The organism is Scatolibacter rhodanostii, assembly GCF_900197595.1.
Classification (GTDB): domain Bacteria; phylum Bacillota; class Clostridia; order Oscillospirales; family Acutalibacteraceae; genus Scatolibacter; species Scatolibacter rhodanostii.
Map to the genome: position 1 here is coordinate 448,054 of NZ_FZLO01000001.1, position 22,962 is coordinate 471,015.

Here is a 22,962-nt window from a genome sequence, read left to right on the forward strand (position 1 = left end):
CAGAAAAGAACTCACTTCTTCTATTGAATAATCTTCAATTTTGTTATACAATTAAACTTAATTTTGAAAATGAAAGGACGTAATGATTTGAAAAAAATATTGAGCTTGGCCTTGGCAATGCTTATGACGGCAACATTTGCCGGCTGTGGCGCGTCACAAAAATCGGGAGATAATAAAGCTGGGAACGTGCTTGAAACGGCCGATCAGCTAGTGGAAGCAAAAGACTTAGTTCCTGCTAAAACAGATAAAAAAGTAGGATACCAGTTGGAAGACCCTGAAAAAGGAGAAGAAATTGCTGTTGTTACACTAGAAAACGGAAAGTCCTTTAAGATTCGATTTTTCCCAAATGAAGCCCCTAAGACTGTCTATAATTTTAAAAAGCATGCAATTGATGGCTACTATAATGGACTCACTTTTCACCGTGTTATTTCAAATTTTATGATTCAGGGCGGAGACCCTAATGGTAATGGAACAGGTGGAACCAGTGTGTGGGATGGTAGCTTTGAAGATGAATTCAGCAAGAATTTAATCAATATTAACGGTTCAATCTCCATGGCAAATAGCGGACAAAACACGAACGGCAGTCAGTTTTTCATTAATAATACGCAGACTAGCGGAGATATCAATTGGGATATGTACCAGCAGTATTATGATCTTCTAGAGTCTGACCCGAATACGTTTATGCAGTATACAGGCCGAAAAGGTTGGCTGGATATGAAAAATGCAGGTGATGACTATAAAGAGCTTTATAATACAAATGGCGGTAACCCCACTTTAGATGGAGGATATACCACTGACGCCATAGGCCACACAGTGTTTGCGCAAGTCTTTGAGGGAATGGATGTTGTTACTGAAATCTCTAATGTACCAACAGGTGAGTCAGATGTTCCCATTGAGCCTGTTGTTATTCAATCAATAGAGATTGTTGTATATGAATGATAAAGAAATTTTAGAAGTAGAATAGTAAAGTTAAAACTTGGCACCACTCATTTATGAATGGTGCCAAGTTTTTTATTTAAAATATGTAATTTCAATAGATTTTGCCATATAAATATACTATAATATATTTAATTTTATTGTAGCAAGTAAAAAGGGGATTAGTAAAGGAGTGGTTTTAATGCGATATTATCTTGCGATAGATATTGGAGCATCTAGTGGGAGACATATTTTAGGTTGGGTTGAAAACGGCAAGATTAAAATTAAGGAGGTATACCGTTTTGACAATGTAAATTTTCAGCAGAATGGGTATTTGGTTTGGGATACAAAAGCACTTTTTAAACATATTTTAAATGGAATGAAGCAATGTAAAGAACAGGGTAAAGTACCAGAGACAGTTGCTATTGACACATGGGGCGTTGACTATGTGCTGCTAGATGAAAAGGGTGAGGCATTGTCAGAAGCTGTGTGTTATCGTGACAAACGCACAAAGGAGGGTATCAAACAGGTTGAGGATATCTTGCCCTTTACTTCACTATATCAAATAGCTGGCATTCAGAATAATGCATTTAACACAGTCTATCAACTTATGGCAGAGAAACTGAAGCGCCCCGAAATGTTGCTGAAGGCAAAGCAGATATTGATGTTGCCAGCTTATTTCAACTATTTACTGACAGGTGAATGTAAAAATGAGTATACGCATGCAACAACTACTTCGCTTGTCAATGCGAAAACAAAAACGTGGGATTCTTCGTTACTGAAAGCACTGGGATTTCCAGAAACAATTTTTGGGAAGCTTTATCAGCCTGGCACCCTCGTAGGAAACTTGCTAGATGAAGTGCAGAAAGAAGTAGGATTTGACTGTTCGGTTATGTTAGCGGCCAGCCATGACACTGCTAGCGCTTATCTCTCAGTTCCGGCCAATAATGAAAGTGCCGCTTATCTGTCAAGCGGCACATGGAGTCTCTTAGGTACTGAAATAGAAGAACCAATTTTGTCAGAAGAAGCTCTAAAAGCAAATTTCAGCAACGAGGGTGGATTTAACTATCGCTATCGTTTCTTACAAAATATCATGGGGTTATGGCTTATCCAAAGTATACGCAGAAGCTTTGACAAAAAATACAGCTTTGCAGAACTTGAAATATTTGCTCGTCAAGAGGCTGATTTTGCAAGTATCATAGATGCCAATGATAACCGGTTCTTGAACCCTGAAAATATGATTGAAGAAGTTAAGCTGGCCTGTCACGAAAGTGGTCAAGCGGTTCCTGAAAACATTGGGCAATTGGTTCAGTGTGTCTATCAAAGTCTTGCTCAGTGTTATGCCAAAGCGGTTAAAGGACTTTCTGTCATAACAAACAAAATTTACACAGATATACATATTGTAGGGGGCGGTAGTAAAGATACTTACCTCAATCAACTGACTGCAAATTGCACAGGGTTACCTATTCATGCAGGACCTACCGAAGGAACGGTTATCGGCAATCTGATTTGTCAGATGATTGCCGCACAAGAATATAGCACCCTTGCAGAAGCGCGCCATGCAGTAAGAGAAAGTTTTGAAATCAAGACATATTTGCCCCAGTAATTGCATGCTTTTATAGATACGGTCTTCCGCCAATGTTCAGGTATAGTTGCTAACTTTTTTCAGTATTTTATTCTAGAGCAAATCCGAAATAATTCTTTGCCCAATCAGAGTTTTTTTGCAGGAAGGGGATGGTTTTTTCATTCTCAAGCCATTTTATCATAGAGAATGGCTCTGTTCCTGAAGTGCGAAGAAAAGCTTCTGTACATGTTGTATGAGGAAGAAGCAGAGGCAAGAGAGACTCTAGCTGATTCTTGGAAAGTGAACTTTCTGTTATTTGCAAGATAGAATCAGACGAATAACAACATAAATATCCTCCCAACGCTTGAAGAATGAGCCCCCCGCTGCGAAGATATTCTGTATAAGCATACTGTTCATAGGCTTTATCAAATCGCACAGATTGGTAAAACCCAGAGAGATATTTGGTGCGCATTCGATAGAATTCAGAAAAAGGGCAATCTTTCATAGCCGGTTCTTCCATGACAGTACGGTCATCCACTATTAATTTTGTGGTAGAAGCAGAAGAAAAACAGGTATAGCCAAGCTTAGCGTACATGGCAAAAAGAGGTTGAGTTGCCGGCACAAGCAGACAAAATTGCTTGTGCCGTTCTTTTGTAATACGACTGCATTCTTGCTCTAAAGAGCGCATATAACCTTTACCTCGATAGGCGGGCAAAGTGGCAACGGCATAGATATAATACCCTGAATAGCTACCAAAAGGAGAGTGTAGCCTTGCGGGAATCATAGTAAGCATAGCCGCAGCTTCGCCCTGATTCAATAAGATGAGCGTGGAATCTTGTCCATGAATACCATTAAAAAAGGCATCAATTGCCTCATCCATATCTTCAAAACAAACTTTCCACATTTTTTTAAGTGCAGGAATATCTTCAGGACGAGAGAATCGAATCTCTTCCGTTTTAATTTTTGAGAACGGCTTCATATTTATCCAGAAGAATCACCGGGCGATAAGATAGTTTAGCTTTTCGAAGTCCGGGAACTCCCAAATCCTCCTCTCTGTTTACATAGGTATAATCTTTGGCATAATAGCGTACAAATTCACGGTTAATAATGGGATAGGCGCCCTGAATATCACTAAACGTTTTTTCAATGTGGACAACAAAAGTATCGTCGGTCAGCGGCTCGCCGATTGAAAAAGCAATTACATCTTTTTCAAGACGGATAAGTCCACCTTTTAGATTCAGCGTATCCATGTTATTGAGGGCAAGTTGAACCGCTTTTAGTTCTTTCTGTTTTTCTGGGTCGTCCTTGCAATTGTTCATTTGACACCATTTCACGGTCATCTCTTGACATTCTTTGATGTTATCTTCCGTAATAGGTTCAAATTGCCATACAGGGTGATTAGCTAGGAAATTGTTTATATGATTTCTCTTGGCACTCAGTTTTTTTCCGGTAAGGTTGCTTAGGCTTTCAGCACTATAAATGTAATCGGAGTAGGCTCTATCAGCCGAAAATTCAAATTTCCCAGGGAACATTTCTTCTAATGCAGCAGGTGCGCCTTCACAAAGTCCTCTAAGTCTAAAAGGAAAACCCTCTTCGTCAGCATATTTCATTAATTTTTCAATGATAGGCTTGGGGGTTCCATCTCCAATAGGAAAAGAAAAGCTATGAGAATGAGCCGATTTTGCTACAAAAAAACCATCAACATTTGCAATTTGCGTGTGATATTGCTCGTGCCATATATAAAGATTGGCGAATGAGAATTCGCAGCTTCTAAATTGGTTGATTTTATAAAGCGGGTCTATCCATTTTTTATCTTCTAATAATACATTTCTAAATTCCAGCATTTTTAACGATGCTCCTTTAATTATTGGTTGTGATAGGTTCTATAGTGATAAAAATAAAAAATTCTAACAATTTTTATTCTTACCTTCTATAGTCTACCTAATTTATGCAAATTCTGCAACTTTATTATCATTTGTTTTCATCTTGTTCTTAAATTAAGAAAGTATGACTTGGTAAAGAACTTTATTTTTTACTAGTCTTTTGAGGTATATACTACAAATTTTATTATTTTTGTGAAAAGAATTGCAAAACCACAATTTGTGAGATAGAATGAGGAAGGAGTTGGACTGTTAGAATTTGTTATAATTAGAAAACAAATGGTTTACAGAGAGGAATACTTTTATGAACTTAGAACAAGAAAAATTATACTTGCAAGAAATTGACAGAGTAATTGAAAAAGGACCTTACCATGCAGATTGGCAGTCTTTAAGTAATATGCAGGTACCAAAATGGTTTCCCAAAGCTAAATTTGGCATTTTCATTCATTGGGGAATTTACAGCGTTATTGCTCATGCCAACGAGTGGTATCCACGCAATATGTATCGAAAAGATACGGAAGAATGGAACTATCACAGAAATACATATGGCGATCACAAAGAGTTTGGTTATAAAGATTTTATTCCCCTTTTTCAAGCGGAGAAATTTAATCCTGACGAGTGGGCAGAGCTGATAAAGGAATCGGGTGCCCAATACGTTTTCCCTGTGGCAGAACATCATGATGGATTTCAAATGTACCGCAGTGAAATCTCAAAATTTAACGCCTATGAAATGGGTCCTAAACGTGATCTTTTAGGTGAAATGAAAGTGTCCTTTGAAAAGCAAGGGATTGAGTTCTGCACGTCCTCACATCGTGCCGAGCATTGGTTCTTTTTAGGGCACGGCAAAGAATTTGACAGCGATGTGAAAGAACCTCTTAAAAAAGGTGATTTTTATTGGCCGTCGATGGCAGAATCACCAGATGATCACGCACTGCGCAGTGAACCATACCCAACAGAAGAATATGTAACAGATTGGCTTTTGCGAACTTGTGAGATTATCGATCGTTATCAGCCCTCGCTACTTTATTTTGATTGGTGGATTCAGCATGAAGCATTTAAAGAACCGCTAAAAAAATTGGCTGCTTATTATTATAATCGAGGAAAAGAATGGGGCAAAGATGTTTCCATATGCTATAAATTTGATGCGATGATGTTTGGCAGTGGCATTGTGGATGTAGAAAGAAGTAAGATGTCAGAAGTAAAACCTTTTGTTTGGCAGACAGATACCGCAATCGCAAAAAATTCGTGGTGCTATACTGATTCATTGCTGTACAAAAGCAGCTATCAAATTATTTGCAATTTTATTGATATCATCAGCAAAAATGGCAATCTGCTTTTGAATGTAGGGCCTAAGGGCGATGGTTCAATTGCACCTGAAGATAAGCAGATTTTACAAGATATTGGTACATGGATGAAGCAAAATGCAGAAGCAATTTATGACAGCAAGCCATGGCGCATACCCTCGGAGGGAACAGCCACAGAGCAGGCAAAAGGAGAACTTGCTGACGGCGAAGATGTACCTTATACAGCAGAAGATATGCGTTTTACAACCTCAGGTGATAGTATTTATGCCTTTGTCATGAAATATCCGGAAGATGGGAAAGTTCTCATTCATTCCATGGCTAATTCAGAAAAGCATAATTCGTCTTCTTTTTATGGATTGATTAAAAATGTAGAAATATTGGGCTTTGATGAGAAGCCTGACGTGCTAAGAGATGATGATGGTTTGCACATCACAACCAGCACAGTAAAGAGCGATTTGCCTGTTGTTATTAAAGTGACAACGGTTTAATTTCGAAATAGTCTATACAATAAAAATAAAGGGGAGAGTGCAATGACAGTGAAATCAAATATCGTAGATTGGGAAACCATTACCAACTTTGTAACAGATGCTTTTGTGGGATACGGAATCCCAAGAGCAGATGCAGAAATCTGTGCAGATGTACTGCTGGAATCCGATAAACGGGGAATCGAATCCCACGGTGTGAACCGATTCAAACCAATTTATCTTGACCGAATTAAAGCAGGGATTCAACATCCGGTTACGAACTTTGAAGTTGTGAGAGAAACAGCTACAACAGCGGTTGTCGATGGGCATGACGGTATGGGGCAAGTGATTGGCAAGCGTTCTATGCAAATGGCGATTGATAAGGCAAAAAAATACGGCATGGGCATGGTTGCCGTTCGAAATTCTACCCATTACGGCATTGCGGGTTATTATGCCACGATGGCAACCAAAGCAGGCTGCATTGGTATTACAGGAACGAATGCAAGACCGTCCATTGCACCGACCTTTGGCGTCGAAAATATGCTGGGGACCAATCCGTTGACATTTGGTATGCCAACAGATGAGGATTTCCCTTTTGTTCTTGATTGCGCAACTTCCATTACACAAAGAGGACGTGTGGAGTATTATGCACGTAACCACAAACCAACTCCGGCAGGATTGGTTATTGGGCGCGATGGTACTTCAAAAACAGATTCTGACGAGATATTATCAGCTTTGAACAAAGGAGATGCGGCTCTGTTGCCATTAGGGGGAGCCGGAGAAGAATTGGGTGGCTATAAGGGCTATGGTTATGCGACTGTGGTAGAGATTCTTTCAGCCGCTTTGCAGCAAGGCAATTTCTTACTATCTCTCACGGGTATCGGTGAAAAAGGCGAAAAGCTTCCCTATCATCTAGGACATTTCTTTATTGCCATTGATACAGAAGCTTTCTGTGGATTAGAATCTTTCAAGAAAACCTGTGGAGACATTTTGCGTGAGCTGAGAGCCTCTCAAAAAGCACCTGGCAGCAGTCATATTTTTACAGCAGGTGAAAAGGAATATTTGGTCTGGCAAGAGAGAAAAGAGAGTGGTGTACCTATTAATGAAGCAGTACAAAAAGAAATGATTCAAATACGAGATGAACTAAAACTTTCACAATATCAATTTCCGTTTGAATAAGAATAATTTTAGCTTGGCGCCCATATTTTATAGCAAAAGTGAGGAAAGAAAATGCAAATCTTTTTCGGAGCAGATTATTACCCCGAACATTGGCCAGAAGAAAGATGGGAAACGGATGCTGAACTCATGGAGGAAATGGGTTTAAACGTCGTGAGAATGGCAGAGTTTTCGTGGACAAAAATGGAACCTAGACTAGGAGAATTCCATTTTGAGTGGTTAGATAAAGCGATTGAACTGTTAGGTAAACATGGCGTTAAAACGGTATTGGGAACACCAACAGCGACACCGCCAGCTTGGATTATAGAAAAAAATCCTGAGATATTTCCGGTTGACTCACACAGCATTCGACGTGGGTTTGGCGGTCGCCATCATGATTGTCAATCCAATGAGACTTATCGTATGCATATTAAACGCTTTGTGACAGCGATGGCAGAGCATTTTAAGGATAATGCCAATGTTATTGGTTGGCAGATTGATAATGAGTTCGGTAACAGCCATGAAGATTTTTGTATGTGTGAATCATGCCAAGCTCATTTTCAGAGCTGGCTCAAAGAAAAGTATCAAACTATCGAGAATCTAAATCGTGAGTGGGGCACCTGTTTTTGGAGTCAGGATTATGATAAGTTTGAGCAAATTCCTGCGCCAAAACTTACGGCAGCGGGGGAGAACCCCTCTGCTATGCTAGATTGGAAAAGATTTTGCTCTGATTTAATTGTTGACTTTCAGCAAGTTCAAATTGACATTATCAGAGAAAAATGTTCAAATCACTTCATCACACACAATTTTATGGGGTTTGCCGACAAAGTAAACTATTTTGATTTAGGTAGAAATCTTGATTTTATTTCTCACGATCAATATCCAGGTGGCTTTTTCAGAGAAGATGCACAAGAAAAAGAAGAAAGATTGGCATCTACATTAGATTTAATGCGGGGAACCAAAAATCAGAGTTTCTGGATCATGGAGCAGCAGGCAGGCGTTACGGGTTGGCAAATTATGGGGCGAGCCCCAAAACCAGGTCAACTAGCCATGTGGGCTTTTCAAAGCATTGCACACGGAGCAGATACTGTGGTGTTTTTCCGTTGGAGAACTTGCACGGTGGGCACAGAGCAATATTGGCATGGCATTTTGCCGCATAGTGGAAAGCCAAGCAGACGATATTATGAATTGAAGGATTTCATTGCTAAAATGGCTCCAATTATGAAAGATATACAAGGAGCTATGCCTAAAAATGAAGTGGCAATTGTCTATTCGTATGATCAAAAATATGCTTTCAAAATTCAGCCTCATCATCGTGAATTACAATATGTCGACCAAGTTAATCGATATTATGAAGCGTTTTACCATCAAAATATAGGTGTTGATTTTGTGCCTGATACCGCAGATTTTAGTCAGTATCAATTAGTAGTAGCACCTTTGCAGTATATTATGACACCCGAGCTGGAAGAAAAATATAAAGCTTATGTAAAAAACGGTGGCAGATTAATTTTAACCATGCGTACAGGTGTAAAAAACAAAAACAATGTCTGTATGAGTGAGGATGATTTGCCGGGAAAACTCTCTGATTTGTTAGGAATAAAAATTGCGGATTACGACTGTCTCACTGATGTTAATGTTTCGATTTGCTGGGGAGAAAAGTGCTTTGAGGGTAGAAAATGGAGCGATATGATTGAACCTTCTACTGCAGAAACATTAGCGACATATGGTTCTGAATATTATAAAGGAATGTCTGCCATCACAGTGAATCAATTCGGAGCAGGTAAGGCTTATTATGTTGGAACTGAACCTGACGAAGCTCTGATGCAACACCTATCAGAATTTATAGTGCAAGAGCTGAGCTTGAATCGCTTAGGCTATGCAGAAAAGGGCGTGGAATTTGCAGAACGTTCTACTGAAAATGCAGATTACCTCTTTGTCATGAACCATACCGATCAAAAACAAAAGCTTTCTGTTGAAGGCAATTGGAAACCAGTGTTGGATCAAAAGTCAGAACTATTGCCGTTTGATTTCAATATCTTTAAAAAGTAAGAATTTATACTTTTAAAAAGAGAGTATCTACCATTTAATAGGTAGGTACTCTCTTCTGTATACTCATAATAAATTTAAATCGATAAAGGGTTTTTGTTTTCGTAAGTACAGATGGTAAATGTGATCTCTTTTTCTGTTATTGGCTCTGTGCTGTCGGCTAAAACCCAGTTTGGATCGTTATCTAAATTAGGAAAAAAGCGGTCTGCTGGAACATCTTTTTGTACTTTGGTGATAAAGGCTTGGTGGCAATAAGGCAAAAACTGTTTGTAGATGGATTCTCCGCCGATGATATAAACCGAGTCAGAATCATAGCCGGTAGCAAGATCGGGCAAAAGTTCTTCCATACTATGGTAAAGGAGAGTGCCTTCGGGGGCAGAATCCAAATGACGAGAAAGAACAATATTCATTCGATTTGGTAAAGGTTTAGAACCGGGTAAGGATTTTAAGGTACTATGTCCCATAACAACGACATTTCCCATCGTTTTTGCTTTAAAAAAAGCCATATCAGAGGGAAGATGAAACAGCAATTTGTTGTCTTTGCCAATTCCCCAATTTTCACTGACAGATAAAATACAGTTCATAAAAACTCTCCTTATATAGCGACAGGGATTTTTTCTTTAAAAGGATGATATTCATAGTTTTCAAGTTGGAAGTCATCCACAGTGAAAGCGTAAAAATCTTTAACATCTGGATTCATGCGGAATGTGGCCGCGGGCAGAGGAGGTAAAGTGAGCAGTTTCTCAACAATCGGGATATGACGATCATAAATATGAGCATCGGCAATTACATGGACAAATTCTCCGGGGATTAGACCGCTTACCTGTGCCAACATATGAACCAGCACAGCGTATTGTGTAACGTTCCAAGCGTTTGCAACCAGCATATCTTGAGAGCGTTGATTCAATATGGCACAAAGTCGGTTGCCGCTGACGTTTAAGGTTAAGCTATAAGCACAGGGGTAGAGGTTCATTTCAGACAAATCTTGGTGCACATAAATATTGGTCATCATTCTGCGAGAGGCTGGATTATTCTTCAAATCATATAGCAGTCGATCTACTTGATCAAACATACCTTCTTTATATTTGTGTTTGACAGAAAGTTGATAGCCATATGCTTTTCCAATTGTGCCGTCTTCACCAGCCCAAGAATCCCAAATATGGCTATTTAAGTCAGCAATTTTGTTTGATTTTTTTTGCCAAATCCAAAGCATTTCATCAATAGCAGCTCGAAAATTAACTTTTCGCAGAGTAGAAGTTGGAAATTCTTTTTGCAAATCATAACGATTAATTACGGCAAAAGATTTTATGGTGTGAGCCGATTCACCGTCAAGCCATTTCGGACGAACTTCTTGGTTGGTGTCCCATGCGCCAGAAGACAAAATTTGTTTGCAATTTTCAGCAAACTGAACATCAAAATAACTCATTATCATTCCTCAAATCTAAAATAATTTTATATTATCACATGAATAAGTAAGTAATAGCGGTAAGTGTTTCTATAAAAGCTATTCTATATGTAATTATATATTAGCTCTGCTAAAAAGACAACCCTAGAGATAAATCTTAAAAACGACAATGGATGTGATAGAAATTTTAGAAAAGCATTTAAATTTGAAGAAATAGAGAAATCACTATACAAGTCATCGTTAATGTATTAAAATAGCTTTATATAAAGCTGAAATAAGGAGCGTGTACTGTGAACGAAACATTAAAAGCAATTGAAAACCGTTATTCTTGCCGAGATTTTAAACCAGAAATGCTCTCTGAGGAAGTATTGCAAGCGATTGCCAAAGCGGCTGTGCAAGCTCCCAGCGCTATGAATCGTCAACCTTGGCGGATTGTGGTAGTTAAGGATCAAGAATTAATGCAAGAGATAGAACAAGAAGGGCTCAAAACGCTTTCTGATATGGAAGATAAGTCTGCCTATAATCGAATTATGGAGCGAGGCGGCAAATTATTTTATGGTGCACCTAGCATGATTGTTGTGCCAATTGATTCGGCAGAATATGCAAGTGCAATGCTAGACTGCGGAATTGTTTGCCAGAATATTGTTTTGGCAGCAGAATCTCTGGGCGTGGGCAGTGTGATTTGCGGACTTTTGAGAACAGCATTTGCGAAAGAAGAACGAGCAAAAGAATGGGCTGCGCGCTTGAAATTTCCAGAAGGATATGTGCTAGGCTGTTCTGTTCTGCTGGGATATGCCAATACGTCCAAACAACCCCATGAGCCAGATATAGAAAAGATTGTAGTTTTAGAATAAGGATAAAACGAAGAAGAAGTGATTTCAACAAAACGACAATTGCTTCTTCTTTAATAAATTAAATAATTTTATTTTATAGGTTGACAAAGTGAAAAGAAAAGAGTATTATATTGGTATATTCTTAAATGCGCTTGTGTCTCACATGTTTTTGTAAGTCATTAACTCGTTTTTATGATTTACAAAAACATGTGTTTTTTTGTGTGTTTAGGCATTACAACATAATTTAGGAGGTACCAATAATGAATACTGGTACAGTAAAATGGTTTAATGCAGACAAAGGTTTCGGCTTTATTTCTAACGACGATAACAGCGGAGATGTTTTTGTACATTTCTCAGCAATCGTTAGCGAAGGATTTAAAACTTTAGACGAAGGTCAAAAAGTTACTTTCGACACAGAGCAAGACCCTAAGGATAGCAGAAAACTTCGTGCTATAAACGTTAATCGAGCATAATTATCCTAAATCCGCAGGGCTAATAAGGCTCTGCGGATTTTTGTTTTGTGAACTTTTAGGCTATCTTGAGAATAAAATAGTATTTTTATGCTCTGGAGAGAACATCCTTAATAGAGAGATATAGTAGAATAGGAGATTGAAAGAACTTTGGATTTTAATCAATATGATTTATCGGCAGAAATGCTGCGTAGTTTAGAAAAAATGAAATTTGCAGAACCTACACCCGTGCAGGCAGAAACGATTTTGCCTATGCTTGAGAAGCACGATTTATTGGTTCAATCACCGACAGGCAGCGGAAAAACAGCGGCTTTTGGCATTCCTGTTATAGAGGCAATTAACCCAAAAAACAGAAATGTGCAGGCTGTTATTTTATGCCCTACTCGCGAACTTGCTTTGCAGACCACTACGGTATTGCATAACCTCTCGACGTATAAACACAATGTGAGAATCATCACACTATACGGCGGCGAACAAATCGGAAAACAGATTTCCGCTTTGCGCAAACAACCTCAAATTATTGTGGCAACACCAGGACGTTTAATTGATCATATTCAGCGTCGTACCGTAAAGCTAGACCAGACTGAGGTTGTCGTTTTAGATGAAGCAGACCGTATGTTAGATATGGGATTTCGTGATGATATGAAGGCTATTCTAGACCAAGTACCATCTCAAAGACAAACGGTGCTGTTTTCTGCAACGCTGTCAACTGAAATTTGCCAAATTGCAGAGTCCTATCAAACCGAGGCACAAGTTATCAAAATTAAACCTGATTTCCGCAAAGTGGATTTGATCAAGCAGTTCTATACAGAAGTACCCATTGGCGGCAAAGTGCCTGTTTTAGAGACTTTCTTAAAAGAACAAAGTGAAAATCAGGTATTGGTTTTTGTAGGAACAAAATCAATGGCGGATAAACTTTCTGAAACATTGGTGGATTCTGGACTTCATGCAGAAGCTCTTCACGGTGGGTTAAAGCAAACACAGCGTGACCGTGTTATGCGACGTTTTCGTCAAGGTATGACTCGTGTACTGATTGCAACAGATGTAGCGGCGAGAGGCATTGATGTCAACGATATGGGCGCAGTTATCAACTTTGATATTCCTGCAACTAGTGACGATTATGTGCATCGCATTGGTAGAACCGGCAGAGCAAATCATTCAGGAACTGCCTATACACTTTTGTATATCAAAGAACGCAGACAATTGCAAATGATTATGCGTGAAACCAAGGCTATCATTAACCAGCGTCATGTTGAGGGTGTTGTAGCAACTGCTCCAGCCGCAGCTCACAAAAGACCGGCAGCAAGACGGAATAATACTAATGGTGCAAAACCATTTGCCGCACGTAACAAGACAGGAAAGCAAAGCAGACCGGCTGGACAAGAAAAATCAGCATCAGCGGCTAAAACAGATAAGCCCGCAAAAAGAAAAAATTATGGCGAGAAAAAGAAAACTCCTTACTGGAAGAACCGAAAACGCCAGCACGAAGTAGCGTAACATTATTGCCATAGCATATAAAATTATAATGAAAAACCAGCCATCTAATCAACTAGATAGTTGGTTTTATTTTTTTGAGTAATATGGATTGTAACTTAGCAAAAACAGAATATGTTCATTTTGTGCTACTAAATTGATACCTAGCATAAGACGGAGGATAAAGAAGGGTAACCTTTGAGAACGAGAGCTGTGTCAAGCATTGTAAAATAAAAATATAGTTAATAAGCTTTTTTAAAGAAAAAAGTGAAAAAGTGTGATATGATATATCAATAAACAAGTTAAATAAGGAGCATTCTATGAATTACCGCATTCCCATTCCGCAAGTGGAAGAATTTTTGCCAGAACGCTATCCTTGCTATCGTGTAAAGGAAAAGCATATTCTAGACGGAAATTTAGATAAGAGTTTTTGGGCAAATGCCCCGTTTACAAATGAATTTGTAGATATTAGAGGGAGCATTGGCCCTAAACCGCGTTTTCAGACCAGAGCAAAAATACTTTGGGATGACGATGCACTTTATTTCGGCGCAGAGCTTTTGGGTGACGAGATTTGGGCAACTGTAACTAAGCATGATGATGTTATCTTTATGGATAATGATTTTGAAATTTTTATCGACCCTGATAATGACACACATAACTACTGTGAATTTGAAGTAAACGCATTGAATACAACATGGGATTTGCTCTTGACACGTTCTTATCGTGATGGTGGTTTGCCTATCAATAGCTTTGATATGAAAGGTTTAAAGTCCGCAGTTAAAGTTGTGGGGGATGTGAATAACCCCAACGCTGAAAACAAGAAGTGGTCAGTTGAAGTAGTGATTCCACTTACCTCTATTATAGAGTGTAATGGAAAAGAGCAAAAGCGACCAAAAGTAGGTGATTTCTGGAGATTTAATTTTTCTAGAGTGCACTGGGCAGTTGATGTTGTTGACGGAAAATATCAAAAAAGAATGGATGAAAACGGAAAACCTTTGCCTGAAGATAACTGGGTTTGGTCTCCTATGGGTCTTGTGAATATGCATTATCCCGAGCTTTGGGGATATGTATTCTTTTGCGACAGAGAAGAGAGTTGCCCTGATTTACCTCAAGATGAAAACCTCAAGTGGGAAATGAGAAAGATTTATTATCAACTCCATGCTTGCTATGATGAACATGGATTTTTTAACCGTGAATTAGTCAAAAATTCTATTTCAGCGGAAATTTATACAACAAAAAACAGTTTCGAAATTATTTCTCCAGCTTCAAAAGGGGGATTTTGGGTGTTGCATTCCAACAGTGAATTGCTTTATAAAAGATAAAATGACAAAACTAACCTATATAAGGATTCATTATCACGCTGTAACATTTTAAAGTTGATTACTAACAGTATAAAAACAAAAAAGCTAGGTGCACATTATTTTGCACCTAGCTTTTCTATAGTTAGATATAGTTGTTATTTAGTAGCAACAACAGCACCTTTATAAGTGTCTGCGATGAACTGGCTGATTTCATCACTCTTGAGAACGTCAACTAATGCTTTGATGTCCTCGCGATTTTCATCACCTTCACGCACGGCAATTACGTTCACATAAGCAGTGGCCGCAAGAGAATCACTGGATTCTGTGGCGATAGCATCTTCAATTTTCAGGTTGTTAGAAAGGGCGTAGTTGCCGTTAATAACGGCCATGTCAACATCTTGCAAAGTACGAGCAGTTTGAACAGCCTCTACTTCTTGAATAACCAAGTTCTTAGGATTCTCGACAATATCAATTTGTGTTGCGGTAATGCCGGCGTCTTCCTTCAACTTAATCAAACCTAAATCTTGCAGAAGAAGAAGAGCACGAGCTTCATTGGTTGTGTCATTAGGAACCGCAATGGTAGCACCATCTTGCAAATCATCTAAAGATGAGGTTTTGCCGGCAAAAAGGCCGAATGGTTCATAATGAATTTCAGCGGCAGAAGCAAGGTGCGTGCCATGCTCTTCATTAAAGTTGTTTAGATAGGTGATGTGTTGGAAATAGTTAGCATCCAAGTCTTTGCTTTCGAGAGCAAGGTTTGGCTGAATATAGTCGGTGAATTCGACGATTTCAAGCTCATAGCCTTTTTCTTTTAGCAACTCATTGGCTTTGGCTAAAATTTCGGCATGTGGGGTAACAGAAGCACCAATTTTAAGTTTTTTGAGTTCTGTTGCATTTTCAGAAGCAGAGCTGTCAGTGTTGGCAGCGGTAGAAGAAGTAGCTTTGCTCTCAGCTGTGGAACTGGATTTGTCTGCCTTGTTGTCGCTTGAGCAGCCAGCCAAAATACCGGCAGCAAGAACGGCGACTAAGAGAGTGGAAAATAGTTTTTTCATAATTAACCTCCATGAATGTAATATATATTTAAGATTTACGCTTGTCACTAACACCTGCTATGCGCATACCGATTTCTTGGAAAATCTGAACAAGAATAATTAGCAGGATAATAGTAATTAGCATGATATCTCCTTGGTTACGATTGTAGCCATAATTAATAGCGATAGTACCAAGTCCGCCGCCACCCATGACACCAGCAGAAGCCGAATAGCCTAAGATAGTCGTGACAGCTATGGTCGCTCCGTTAATCAGGGAAGGGACAGCTTCTGGCAGCATGACTTTGAAAATAATCTCAAAGTTCGAAGCCCCCATAGAATGTGCGGCTTCAATAATACCTCGGTCAATTTCTAACAAAGAGGATTCAACCATGCGAGCAACAAAAGGTGTGGCTGCTAAAACTAATGGAACAATCGTAGCTTTTGAACCTAGCTGTGTGCCCATAATAAGACGAGTGAGCGGCGTAACCGAAATCATCAAAATTAAAAAGGGAATAGAGCGAGTAATGTTGACGATGATATCCAAGATTTTGAAAAGAACAGGCTGTGGACGAATGCCGTCTTTACCGCTCATCACTAAGATAATCCCTAAGGGTGTACCAAAAATATAGGCAAATATGGTAGATAAGATGGTCATGTAGAAGCTTTCCCAGATTCCAATAAGCAAGACTTTAGTCATTGGATTATCCCACATAGTCAGTCACCTCCTCAACAGTTAACTCTCGTGAACGAAGATACCGTAGCATGTTTTCTTGCAAAGTTTTGCTTTGAGGAACTTGAATGACGATTTGTCCAAAAGCCTTGCCGTCAATGTTTTTTGTGTCGGCAAACATAATGTTAACCGGTGTTTTGAACTCCAAAACCATATTGGCAACCACGGGTTCAAAAGATGAATTTCCATCAAAGACAATTCGATAATAGCTAAAGTCGCCGTGAGAAGAAAACACCTCACGCTGATGTCCTTCAGGGAAAACCAATTTTTGAGCAGCTAGTGTTTGCGGACGGGAGAAGATGTCCTCTACAAAACCGACCTCTGCAATTTGGCTTTGGTCAATAATAGCAACCCGATTGCAAATTTGCTCGATAACACTCATCTCATGGGTAATAATGACGACGGTAATGCCAAGACGTTGATTGATATCTTTTAATAGAGCAAGGATTGAAGCGGTTGTGGTAGGATCTAAAGCACTGGTGGCTTCGTCACAAAGCAAGACTTTGGGGTTAGAAGCTAGTGCCCTTGCAATGGCAATTCTCTGTTTTTGCCCACCAGATAGTTGACTGGGATAAGATTTTGCCCGATCTGAAAGGCCAACGAGTTCCAATAGCTCTTTTGCCCGTTCTTTGGCGGCTTTTTTGCTTATACCACTAATTTCAAGAGGAAAACAAATATTACTTTCAGCCGTACGCTGCATTAAAAGGTTAAATTGTTGAAAAATCATCCCCATAGATCGGCGAACTTTTTGCAGTTGCTTATTGTTCAACCGTGCAATGTCCTGTCCTTCAAGAAAGACCTGTCCCGAAGTAGGGCGCTCTAAAAGATTCATACACCGTACCAAGGTGCTTTTTCCGGCTCCACTCATGCCGATTATTCCAAAAATATCTCCTTGCTGAATTTGCAAATTAATATTTTTCAAGGCACTTACAGAACCATTTTTTGTCTGAAAGGTCTTCTCAAGTTCTTTAATTTCGATAATGGGTTGTGAAGTCACAAAATTCCCTCCTTTTTTACATAACCTATTTAGTATATACTAAATGTGAGGGTTAGTAAAGTCAGTTTTAGACAAGGAAAGAGTAAATTGAAAAGAAATTTATCTCGTTAATCTATGAATAGATTGATATTTATTATAGTTCTGGGTGACTTGTTTGTCAATCTTATTTTCATATAAATCATATAGGTTTTATGTATTGATAACTATTGGTTTTATGAATGGCTAGTTTACACAATTTTTTTCAATTTTGCTGTTCAATTCAAGGATTTATTTCTACAAAAAGAAAAGTGAACTGGACAAAGCTTCGTTTTTCGGATAAAATGTAAGAATAATCTTTGCAATAATAGGAGAAATCGTAATGAAAATAGAAGTAAATAGTATTCAACTGGCATATGAAAAATCCGGTCAAGGGACGCCAATACTTCTTTTACATGGCAATGGGGGCGACCATCATATATTTGACACACTTGCCTTAAAACTGCAGAATGAATTTACTGTTTATGCCGTAGACAGTCGAAATCATGGAGAAAGCAGTAAAACAGAAGAATATGGCTATGAAACTATGGCAGAAGATATCGCGGCCATGATTGAAAGCTTGCAACTAAAAAATATAGCGGTTGTCGGCTTTAGTGATGGAGCTATTCTAGCGTTGCTATTGGCAATAAAGCATCCGGGTCTAATCCACAAAATGGCACTGTTGGGTGTGAATTTGAAACCAACTGATTTTATAGAAGAAATCTATCAAGAATTGCGGGAAATGTACGAAAAATCAAAAGAACCGCTCCTAAAACTCATGCTTGAGCAACCAAACATTGAACTTGAAGAAGTGAAAAATGTGGATATTCCCACCCTAGTGGTGGCTGGTGAGCACGATGTTTTTAAACCGGTTATGTTTGAGAAACTTGCTCATGCACTTCCAAACGGAGAGCTTTTAATTATGAAGGGTCATGAGCATGAGACTTATCTTGAAGAAAAGGATATATTATATCCAGACTTGCTTGCTTTCCTGAAATGAAATTTTTAAAATAGCTTGACAGTTATTTTAGATTTCGCTATAATACGTTGTGTCATGTGATATGAGTTCGCAGAGTATCTCATGCAAATATTTTATCTGACCACCCTTTACAGGGTCGAGGCCATACGGACAGCCGGGTCAACTGCCGATTGGCGGCATATTGCTGCCATTATTGATTGAGTTAAAAGCTCAATTTTATAAGTTGGTTACTTTATAACCGATGTGCATTTGCGTGCATAACTTGTAAAACGGTCAATAAGAGTGGTAAAAGTAAGTATTTGCTATATAGACTCTCATCAAAACTCATTTCTCTATAACTCTATCTACTTCTGAAATTTGGGAAGTTGACAGGATGACAACTACAAAATGAGTATTCTGAAACCTTTTACGAGCGATGTGCTTTTGCGCAACGCTCGTTTTTTTATTTTCAGAATATGAGGAGATTTGTTGTATGGGGGAAAAATTAAAGCTATATGGGTTTAATAATCTAACAAAATCACTGAGTTTCAATATATATGATGTTTGTTATGCCAAAACGGCCAGAGAGTTGCAAGACTATATCGATTATATTGATGAACAATATAATTCAGAAAGATTGACGAATATTCTGACTACGCTGACAGATATGATTGGAGCCACTGTCCTCAATATTGCCAGACAGGATTATGACCCCCAAGGAGCCTCGGTTACGCTTTTAATTGCTGAGGGTTCTATGCGCCCTGCCGGCGAAACACAAGTTGGACATTTAGACAAGAGTCATGTGACCGTTCACACTTATCCGGAATATCACCCTGAAACCTGTTTAGCAACTTTTCGTGTAGATATTGATGTGGCAACCTGCGGAGAAATCACACCACTTTCTACGTTAGACTATCTAATCGGCTCGTTCGACTCCGATATTATCACGATGGATTACCGCGTGAGAGGGTTTACCCGAGACGTAAACGGCAAAAAATTGTTTATGGATCATGAAGTAGCATCCATTCAGGAGTACATTGCCGCAGAAACTTTACAAAAGTATGATGCGGTTGATATCAATGTATATGGTGCCAATTTGTTCCATACTAAAATGATGCTAAAAGAAATTGAACTGCGAAATTACTTATTTAAAACGGATGTCTATGAACTTCCGCCGCAATCAAGGTTAGAAATTATGAGTAACTTGCGCAAAGAAATGATAGAAATTTTCAGCGGAAGAAATATCTATTAAAAGGGGAGAAGTTCATGTCGTTATCACAAGAACGTGCGCCTATTTATGAAGCGTTACAGGCATTCGGAAAGAAAAGAGTCGTCCCCTTTGATGTACCGGGACATAAGCGCGGCAGAGGGAATCCCGAGCTGGCAATGCTTTTGGGCGAAAACTGCGTGCAGATGGACGTCAATTCAATGAAACCACTAGACAATCTTTGCCATCCTGTGTCGGTTATTCGTGAAGCAGAAGAGCTTGCAGCCGAAGCATTTGGTGCGGCACACGCTTTTCTGATGGTTGGAGGCACGACATCTGCTGTGCAAGCGATGGTACTTTCTTCTGTCAAGCAAGGAGAAAAGATTATTTTACCCCGTAACGTACATCGTAGTGTCATGGGAGCACTGGTTTTATGCGGTGCCATTCCTGTTTATGTTGATCCTGCCTGTGATGAGCGCTTGGGAATTCCTCTAGGAATGCGTGTTAAAGATGTCGAGCAAGCGATTCAAATGCATCCCGAAGCTAAAGCGGTTTTAGTCAATAATCCTACTTATTATGGAATTTGCTCTGATTTGCGTGCGATTGTTAAGCTTGCCCATGACAACGGAATGTTATGTCTGGCTGATGAGGCTCATGGAACACACTTTTATTTTGCAGAGGGATTGCCTGTTTCTGCTATGGCAGCGGGAGCTGATATGGCTGCAGTGTCTATGCATAAATCAGGCGGCAGTTTAACACAAAGCTCCATTATGTTGATTGGTTCAGCTGTATCTGAAGGATACGTTAGGCAGTTCATCAATTTGACACAAACCACTAGCGCTTCCTATCTTCTGCTTTCTAGCTTGGATATTTCTAGACGGAATCTGGCATTACGTGGAAAAGAAGCTTTTGCAGAAGTGATAAAGATGGCAGATTATGCTCGTGAAGAAATCAATGCAATAGGCGGTTATTACGCTTTTTCCCAAGAATTGATAAATGGCGACAGTATTTATGATGTAGACGTGACAAAGTTATCTGTCAATACATTGGAAATCGGTTTGGCAGGCATTGAGGTCTATGACTTACTCCGTGATGAATATGACATCCAAATCGAGTTCGGTGATTTGGGGAATATATTAGCCTATCTTTCCATTGGAGACCGTTTGCGTGATATTGAGAGACTTGTCAGTGCACTGGCAGAAATCAAACGCCGTTTTGGGCAACAGAAGGCCAGCATGATGCGCCAAGAATATATAGAACCCGAAGTCGTCACATCTCCGCAGAAAGCTTTTTATGCCGAGAAAGAACTGCTCCCAATTGAGCAAACGAATGGATATGTATGCGCCGAATTTGTGATGTGTTATCCACCGGGCATTCCGGTTCTAACGCCGGGAGAGCGAATTACGACTAAAATACTTGAGTATATTGACTATGCAAAAAGAAAGGGATGTAGCTTAACAGGCCCTGAAGATGCAAACATTGAAAAATTAAACGTTTTGAAAGGAGAAGCCTAGAATGGAATTTTGGTTCTCAGAAAATCATACAAAGAATGTAAAGTTTTCTATCCGTGTTGACAAACAGATTTATAGTGGGCAAAGTGAATTTCAGCGAATCGACGTATTTGAATCCCCTGATTTTGGCCGATTTTTAACTTTAGACGGTTTTATGATGTTGACGGAAAAAGATGAATTTATCTATCATGAAATGATTACTCATGTACCAATGGCGGTTCATCCTCATGTCAAGAAAGTATTGGTGATTGGTGCAGGTGACGGCGGTGTGATTCGAGAATTGGTGCAATACCCTGAAATCGAGAAAATCGACATGGTTGAAATTGACCCTCAAGTTGTCGCTGTTTGCAAGGAATATCTTCCTCTGACATCATGCAGCTTAGATGACCCTAGACTTACCATTCACTATGCTGATGGTCTGCGTTTTGTGCGCTCTTGCGAAAACCAATATGACTTGATTATTGTAGATTCCACCGACCCTTTTGGTCCCGGAGAGGGACTTTTTACCAAGGAGTTTTACGGAAACTGCTATAAAGCATTGAAAGACGACGGCATTTTGATTAATCAGCACGAGAGCCCTTTTTATGATGAAGATGCAGCAGCTTGTCAGCGTGCCCATAAGAACATTGTGCAGTCGTTTCCTATCAGTCGTGTTTATCAAGCACATATTCCCACCTATCCGTCTGGTCATTGGCTGTTTGGATTCGCCTCAAAAAAATATCATCCGCTGAAAGATTTAGATGAAACAAGGTGGCAAGGCAGAGGGCTTTCCTGCCGCTATTACACCACAACCTTGCACAAAGGTGCATTTTATATTCCTGCCTATGTAGAGGAGATGCTCAAAGATGTTGAATAAGAATATCGAAACATTCATGGCGTGTGATAAGGAGTATGACGAAGCAACAACAGTCTTGTTTGGAACACCTTTTGACTCTACCACGTCCTATCGACCCGGCACACGTTTTGGTCCAAGTACCATTCGTGCCCAATCTTATGGAATAGAAACATACAGCCCCTATCAAGATTTAGATTTGGAAGATATAGCGGTGATGGATAGCGGCGATATTGAGCTTTGTATCGGTGACACACAAAAAGTATTAAAACAAATCGAAGACCGCACAGCACAAATTCTTGCAGACGGCAAACGGCCTTTTATGATTGGCGGAGAGCACTTGGTAACGTTAGGAGCGTTTCGTGCCATACACGAACAATATCCTGAAGTTCATATTGTTCATTTTGATGCTCATGCGGATTTGCGAGAAGATTATTTAGGCGTAAAGCTTTCTCACGCTTGTGTGTTGCGTCGCTGCTGGGAGTTTACAGGAGATAATCGAATCTTCCAGTTTGGTATTCGTTCGGGTGATAAAGAAGAATTTTTGTGGGGAAAAGAGCATGTTTCTACCAATCGATTTAACTTAGATACACTAGAAGAAACATTGGAAAGATTAAAAGACAAGCCAATCTACTTTACGGTAGATTTAGATATACTTGACCCTTCTATATTTCCGGGGACAGGAACACCTGAACCGGGTGGGGTTTCGTTTGAAGAACTGCGAAAAGCAGTCACGCTTGTCTGTCAGCAGGCAAATATAGTAGGCTGTGATGTAAACGAGCTTAGCCCACATTATGATCAAAGCGGTGTATCAGCCATTGTGGCATGCAAAATTATTCGAGAAATGTTATTGGCGCTAAGAGCGTAAAAG

21 protein-coding genes are annotated in these 22,962 nt (G+C 39.4%); 14 read left to right on the top strand and 7 right to left on the bottom strand.

The genetic code is table 11. The annotated features are described in order from the left end of the window. The first annotated feature begins 87 nt into the window (after positions 1 to 87). Complete coding sequence (locus tag CS931_RS02065) at positions 88 to 939, top strand: peptidylprolyl isomerase (protein ID WP_278277640.1); 852 nt, start codon at positions 88 to 90, stop codon at positions 937 to 939. A 178-nt stretch (positions 940 to 1,117) separates the two neighbouring features. Continuing rightward, positions 1,118 to 2,521, top strand: a complete 1,404-nt coding sequence (rhaB, locus tag CS931_RS02070) for a rhamnulokinase (protein WP_099204094.1) — start codon at positions 1,118 to 1,120, stop codon at positions 2,519 to 2,521. Positions 2,522 to 2,588: 67 nt separating this feature from the next. Here rhaB and CS931_RS02075 read toward each other — a convergent pair whose 3' ends face one another. Continuing rightward, entirely contained in the window at positions 2,589 to 3,458 is an 870-nt protein-coding gene (locus tag CS931_RS02075) for a GNAT family N-acetyltransferase (RefSeq protein WP_099204095.1), read from the bottom strand. Next, positions 3,436 to 4,323 carry a DUF2156 domain-containing protein gene (locus tag CS931_RS02080; protein ID WP_099204096.1) on the bottom strand — a complete coding sequence of 296 codons (888 nt, stop codon included), beginning with the start codon at positions 4,321 to 4,323 and terminating at the stop codon, positions 3,436 to 3,438. The genes CS931_RS02075 and CS931_RS02080 overlap by 23 nt, the downstream gene beginning before the upstream one ends. A gap of 340 nt (positions 4,324 to 4,663) precedes the next feature. Here CS931_RS02080 and CS931_RS02085 point away from each other — a divergent pair, with 340 nt between their 5' ends. Genes CS931_RS02085 through CS931_RS02095 form a run of 3 tightly spaced genes read left to right on the top strand, consistent with a single transcriptional unit; the run spans position 4,664 to position 9,331 of the window. Next, entirely contained in the window at positions 4,664 to 6,151 is a 1,488-nt protein-coding gene (locus CS931_RS02085; protein WP_099204097.1) for an alpha-L-fucosidase, read from the top strand. A gap of 42 nt (positions 6,152 to 6,193) precedes the next feature. Further along, the gene (locus CS931_RS02090; RefSeq protein ID WP_099204098.1) at positions 6,194 to 7,306 is read left to right on the top strand and encodes an Ldh family oxidoreductase; all 1,113 of its coding nucleotides are present in this window, start codon (positions 6,194 to 6,196) and stop codon (positions 7,304 to 7,306) included. Between the two features lie 51 nt (positions 7,307 to 7,357). Beyond that, on the top strand, positions 7,358 to 9,331 hold the full coding sequence (locus CS931_RS02095) for a beta-galactosidase (RefSeq protein ID WP_099204099.1): 1,974 nt from the start codon (positions 7,358 to 7,360) through the stop codon (positions 9,329 to 9,331). 74 nt (positions 9,332 to 9,405) lie between these two features. Here the strand turns inward: CS931_RS02095 and CS931_RS02100 are convergent, their stop codons facing one another. Both CS931_RS02100 and thyA read right to left on the bottom strand, forming a co-directional pair. Beyond that, the gene (locus CS931_RS02100) at positions 9,406 to 9,912 is read right to left on the bottom strand and encodes a dihydrofolate reductase (protein WP_099204100.1); all 507 of its coding nucleotides are present in this window, start codon (positions 9,910 to 9,912) and stop codon (positions 9,406 to 9,408) included. An 11-nt stretch (positions 9,913 to 9,923) separates the two neighbouring features. After that, positions 9,924 to 10,754, bottom strand: a complete 831-nt coding sequence (gene thyA / locus CS931_RS02105; protein ID WP_099204101.1) for a thymidylate synthase — start codon at positions 10,752 to 10,754, stop codon at positions 9,924 to 9,926. A gap of 269 nt (positions 10,755 to 11,023) precedes the next feature. On the opposite strand from thyA, the gene CS931_RS02110 reads away from it, so the two are divergent. The 4 genes from CS931_RS02110 to CS931_RS02125 all read left to right on the top strand — a co-directional run bounded on the left by CS931_RS02110 (position 11,024) and on the right by CS931_RS02125 (position 14,831). Continuing rightward, positions 11,024 to 11,587: a nitroreductase gene (locus CS931_RS02110; protein WP_099204102.1), complete on the top strand. Its 564-nt coding sequence runs from the start codon at positions 11,024 to 11,026 to the stop codon at positions 11,585 to 11,587. A gap of 239 nt (positions 11,588 to 11,826) precedes the next feature. Then, positions 11,827 to 12,039: a cold-shock protein gene (locus CS931_RS02115; RefSeq protein ID WP_099204103.1), complete on the top strand. Its 213-nt coding sequence runs from the start codon at positions 11,827 to 11,829 to the stop codon at positions 12,037 to 12,039. A 147-nt stretch (positions 12,040 to 12,186) separates the two neighbouring features. After that, positions 12,187 to 13,533 carry a DEAD/DEAH box helicase gene (locus CS931_RS02120; protein WP_099204104.1) on the top strand — a complete coding sequence of 449 codons (1,347 nt, stop codon included), beginning with the start codon at positions 12,187 to 12,189 and terminating at the stop codon, positions 13,531 to 13,533. Between the two features lie 296 nt (positions 13,534 to 13,829). Continuing rightward, entirely contained in the window at positions 13,830 to 14,831 is a 1,002-nt protein-coding gene (locus tag CS931_RS02125) for a carbohydrate-binding family 9-like protein (RefSeq protein WP_099204105.1), read from the top strand. 134 nt (positions 14,832 to 14,965) lie between these two features. Here CS931_RS02125 and CS931_RS02130 read toward each other — a convergent pair whose 3' ends face one another. From CS931_RS02130 to CS931_RS02140, 3 genes are read right to left on the bottom strand one after another with little or no spacing between them, the layout of a single operon-like run. Continuing rightward, complete coding sequence (locus CS931_RS02130) at positions 14,966 to 15,862, bottom strand: MetQ/NlpA family ABC transporter substrate-binding protein (RefSeq protein ID WP_099204106.1); 897 nt, start codon at positions 15,860 to 15,862, stop codon at positions 14,966 to 14,968. Positions 15,863 to 15,890: 28 nt separating this feature from the next. Next, positions 15,891 to 16,553 (bottom strand): methionine ABC transporter permease, encoded by a 663-nt coding sequence (locus tag CS931_RS02135; protein WP_099204107.1) that lies wholly within the window; start codon positions 16,551 to 16,553, stop codon positions 15,891 to 15,893. Then, a complete protein-coding gene (locus CS931_RS02140; protein ID WP_099204108.1) occupies positions 16,543 to 17,568 on the bottom strand; it encodes a methionine ABC transporter ATP-binding protein in 1,026 nt (341 codons plus the stop codon). Before CS931_RS02140 ends, CS931_RS02135 begins: the two co-directional genes overlap by 11 nt. 358 nt (positions 17,569 to 17,926) lie before the next feature. Between CS931_RS02140 and CS931_RS02145 the strand changes: the two genes are divergently transcribed. From CS931_RS02145 to speB, 5 genes are all read left to right on the top strand, one after another. Beyond that, positions 17,927 to 18,583, top strand: coding sequence for an alpha/beta fold hydrolase (locus tag CS931_RS02145; RefSeq protein ID WP_099204109.1), 657 nt, complete (start codon positions 17,927 to 17,929; stop codon positions 18,581 to 18,583). A gap of 451 nt (positions 18,584 to 19,034) precedes the next feature. Further along, positions 19,035 to 19,793, top strand: coding sequence for an adenosylmethionine decarboxylase (gene speD / locus CS931_RS02150; RefSeq protein ID WP_099204110.1), 759 nt, complete (start codon positions 19,035 to 19,037; stop codon positions 19,791 to 19,793). A 14-nt stretch (positions 19,794 to 19,807) separates the two neighbouring features. Then, positions 19,808 to 21,262 carry an aminotransferase class I/II-fold pyridoxal phosphate-dependent enzyme gene (locus CS931_RS02155; RefSeq protein WP_099204111.1) on the top strand — a complete coding sequence of 485 codons (1,455 nt, stop codon included), beginning with the start codon at positions 19,808 to 19,810 and terminating at the stop codon, positions 21,260 to 21,262. Position 21,263: 1 nt separating this feature from the next. Beyond that, positions 21,264 to 22,115: a polyamine aminopropyltransferase gene (gene speE, locus CS931_RS02160; protein ID WP_099204112.1), complete on the top strand. Its 852-nt coding sequence runs from the start codon at positions 21,264 to 21,266 to the stop codon at positions 22,113 to 22,115. Then, on the top strand, positions 22,105 to 22,959 hold the full coding sequence (gene speB, locus CS931_RS02165) for an agmatinase (protein WP_099204578.1): 855 nt from the start codon (positions 22,105 to 22,107) through the stop codon (positions 22,957 to 22,959). The genes speE and speB overlap by 11 nt, the downstream gene beginning before the upstream one ends. The last annotated feature ends 3 nt before the right edge of the window (positions 22,960 to 22,962 follow it).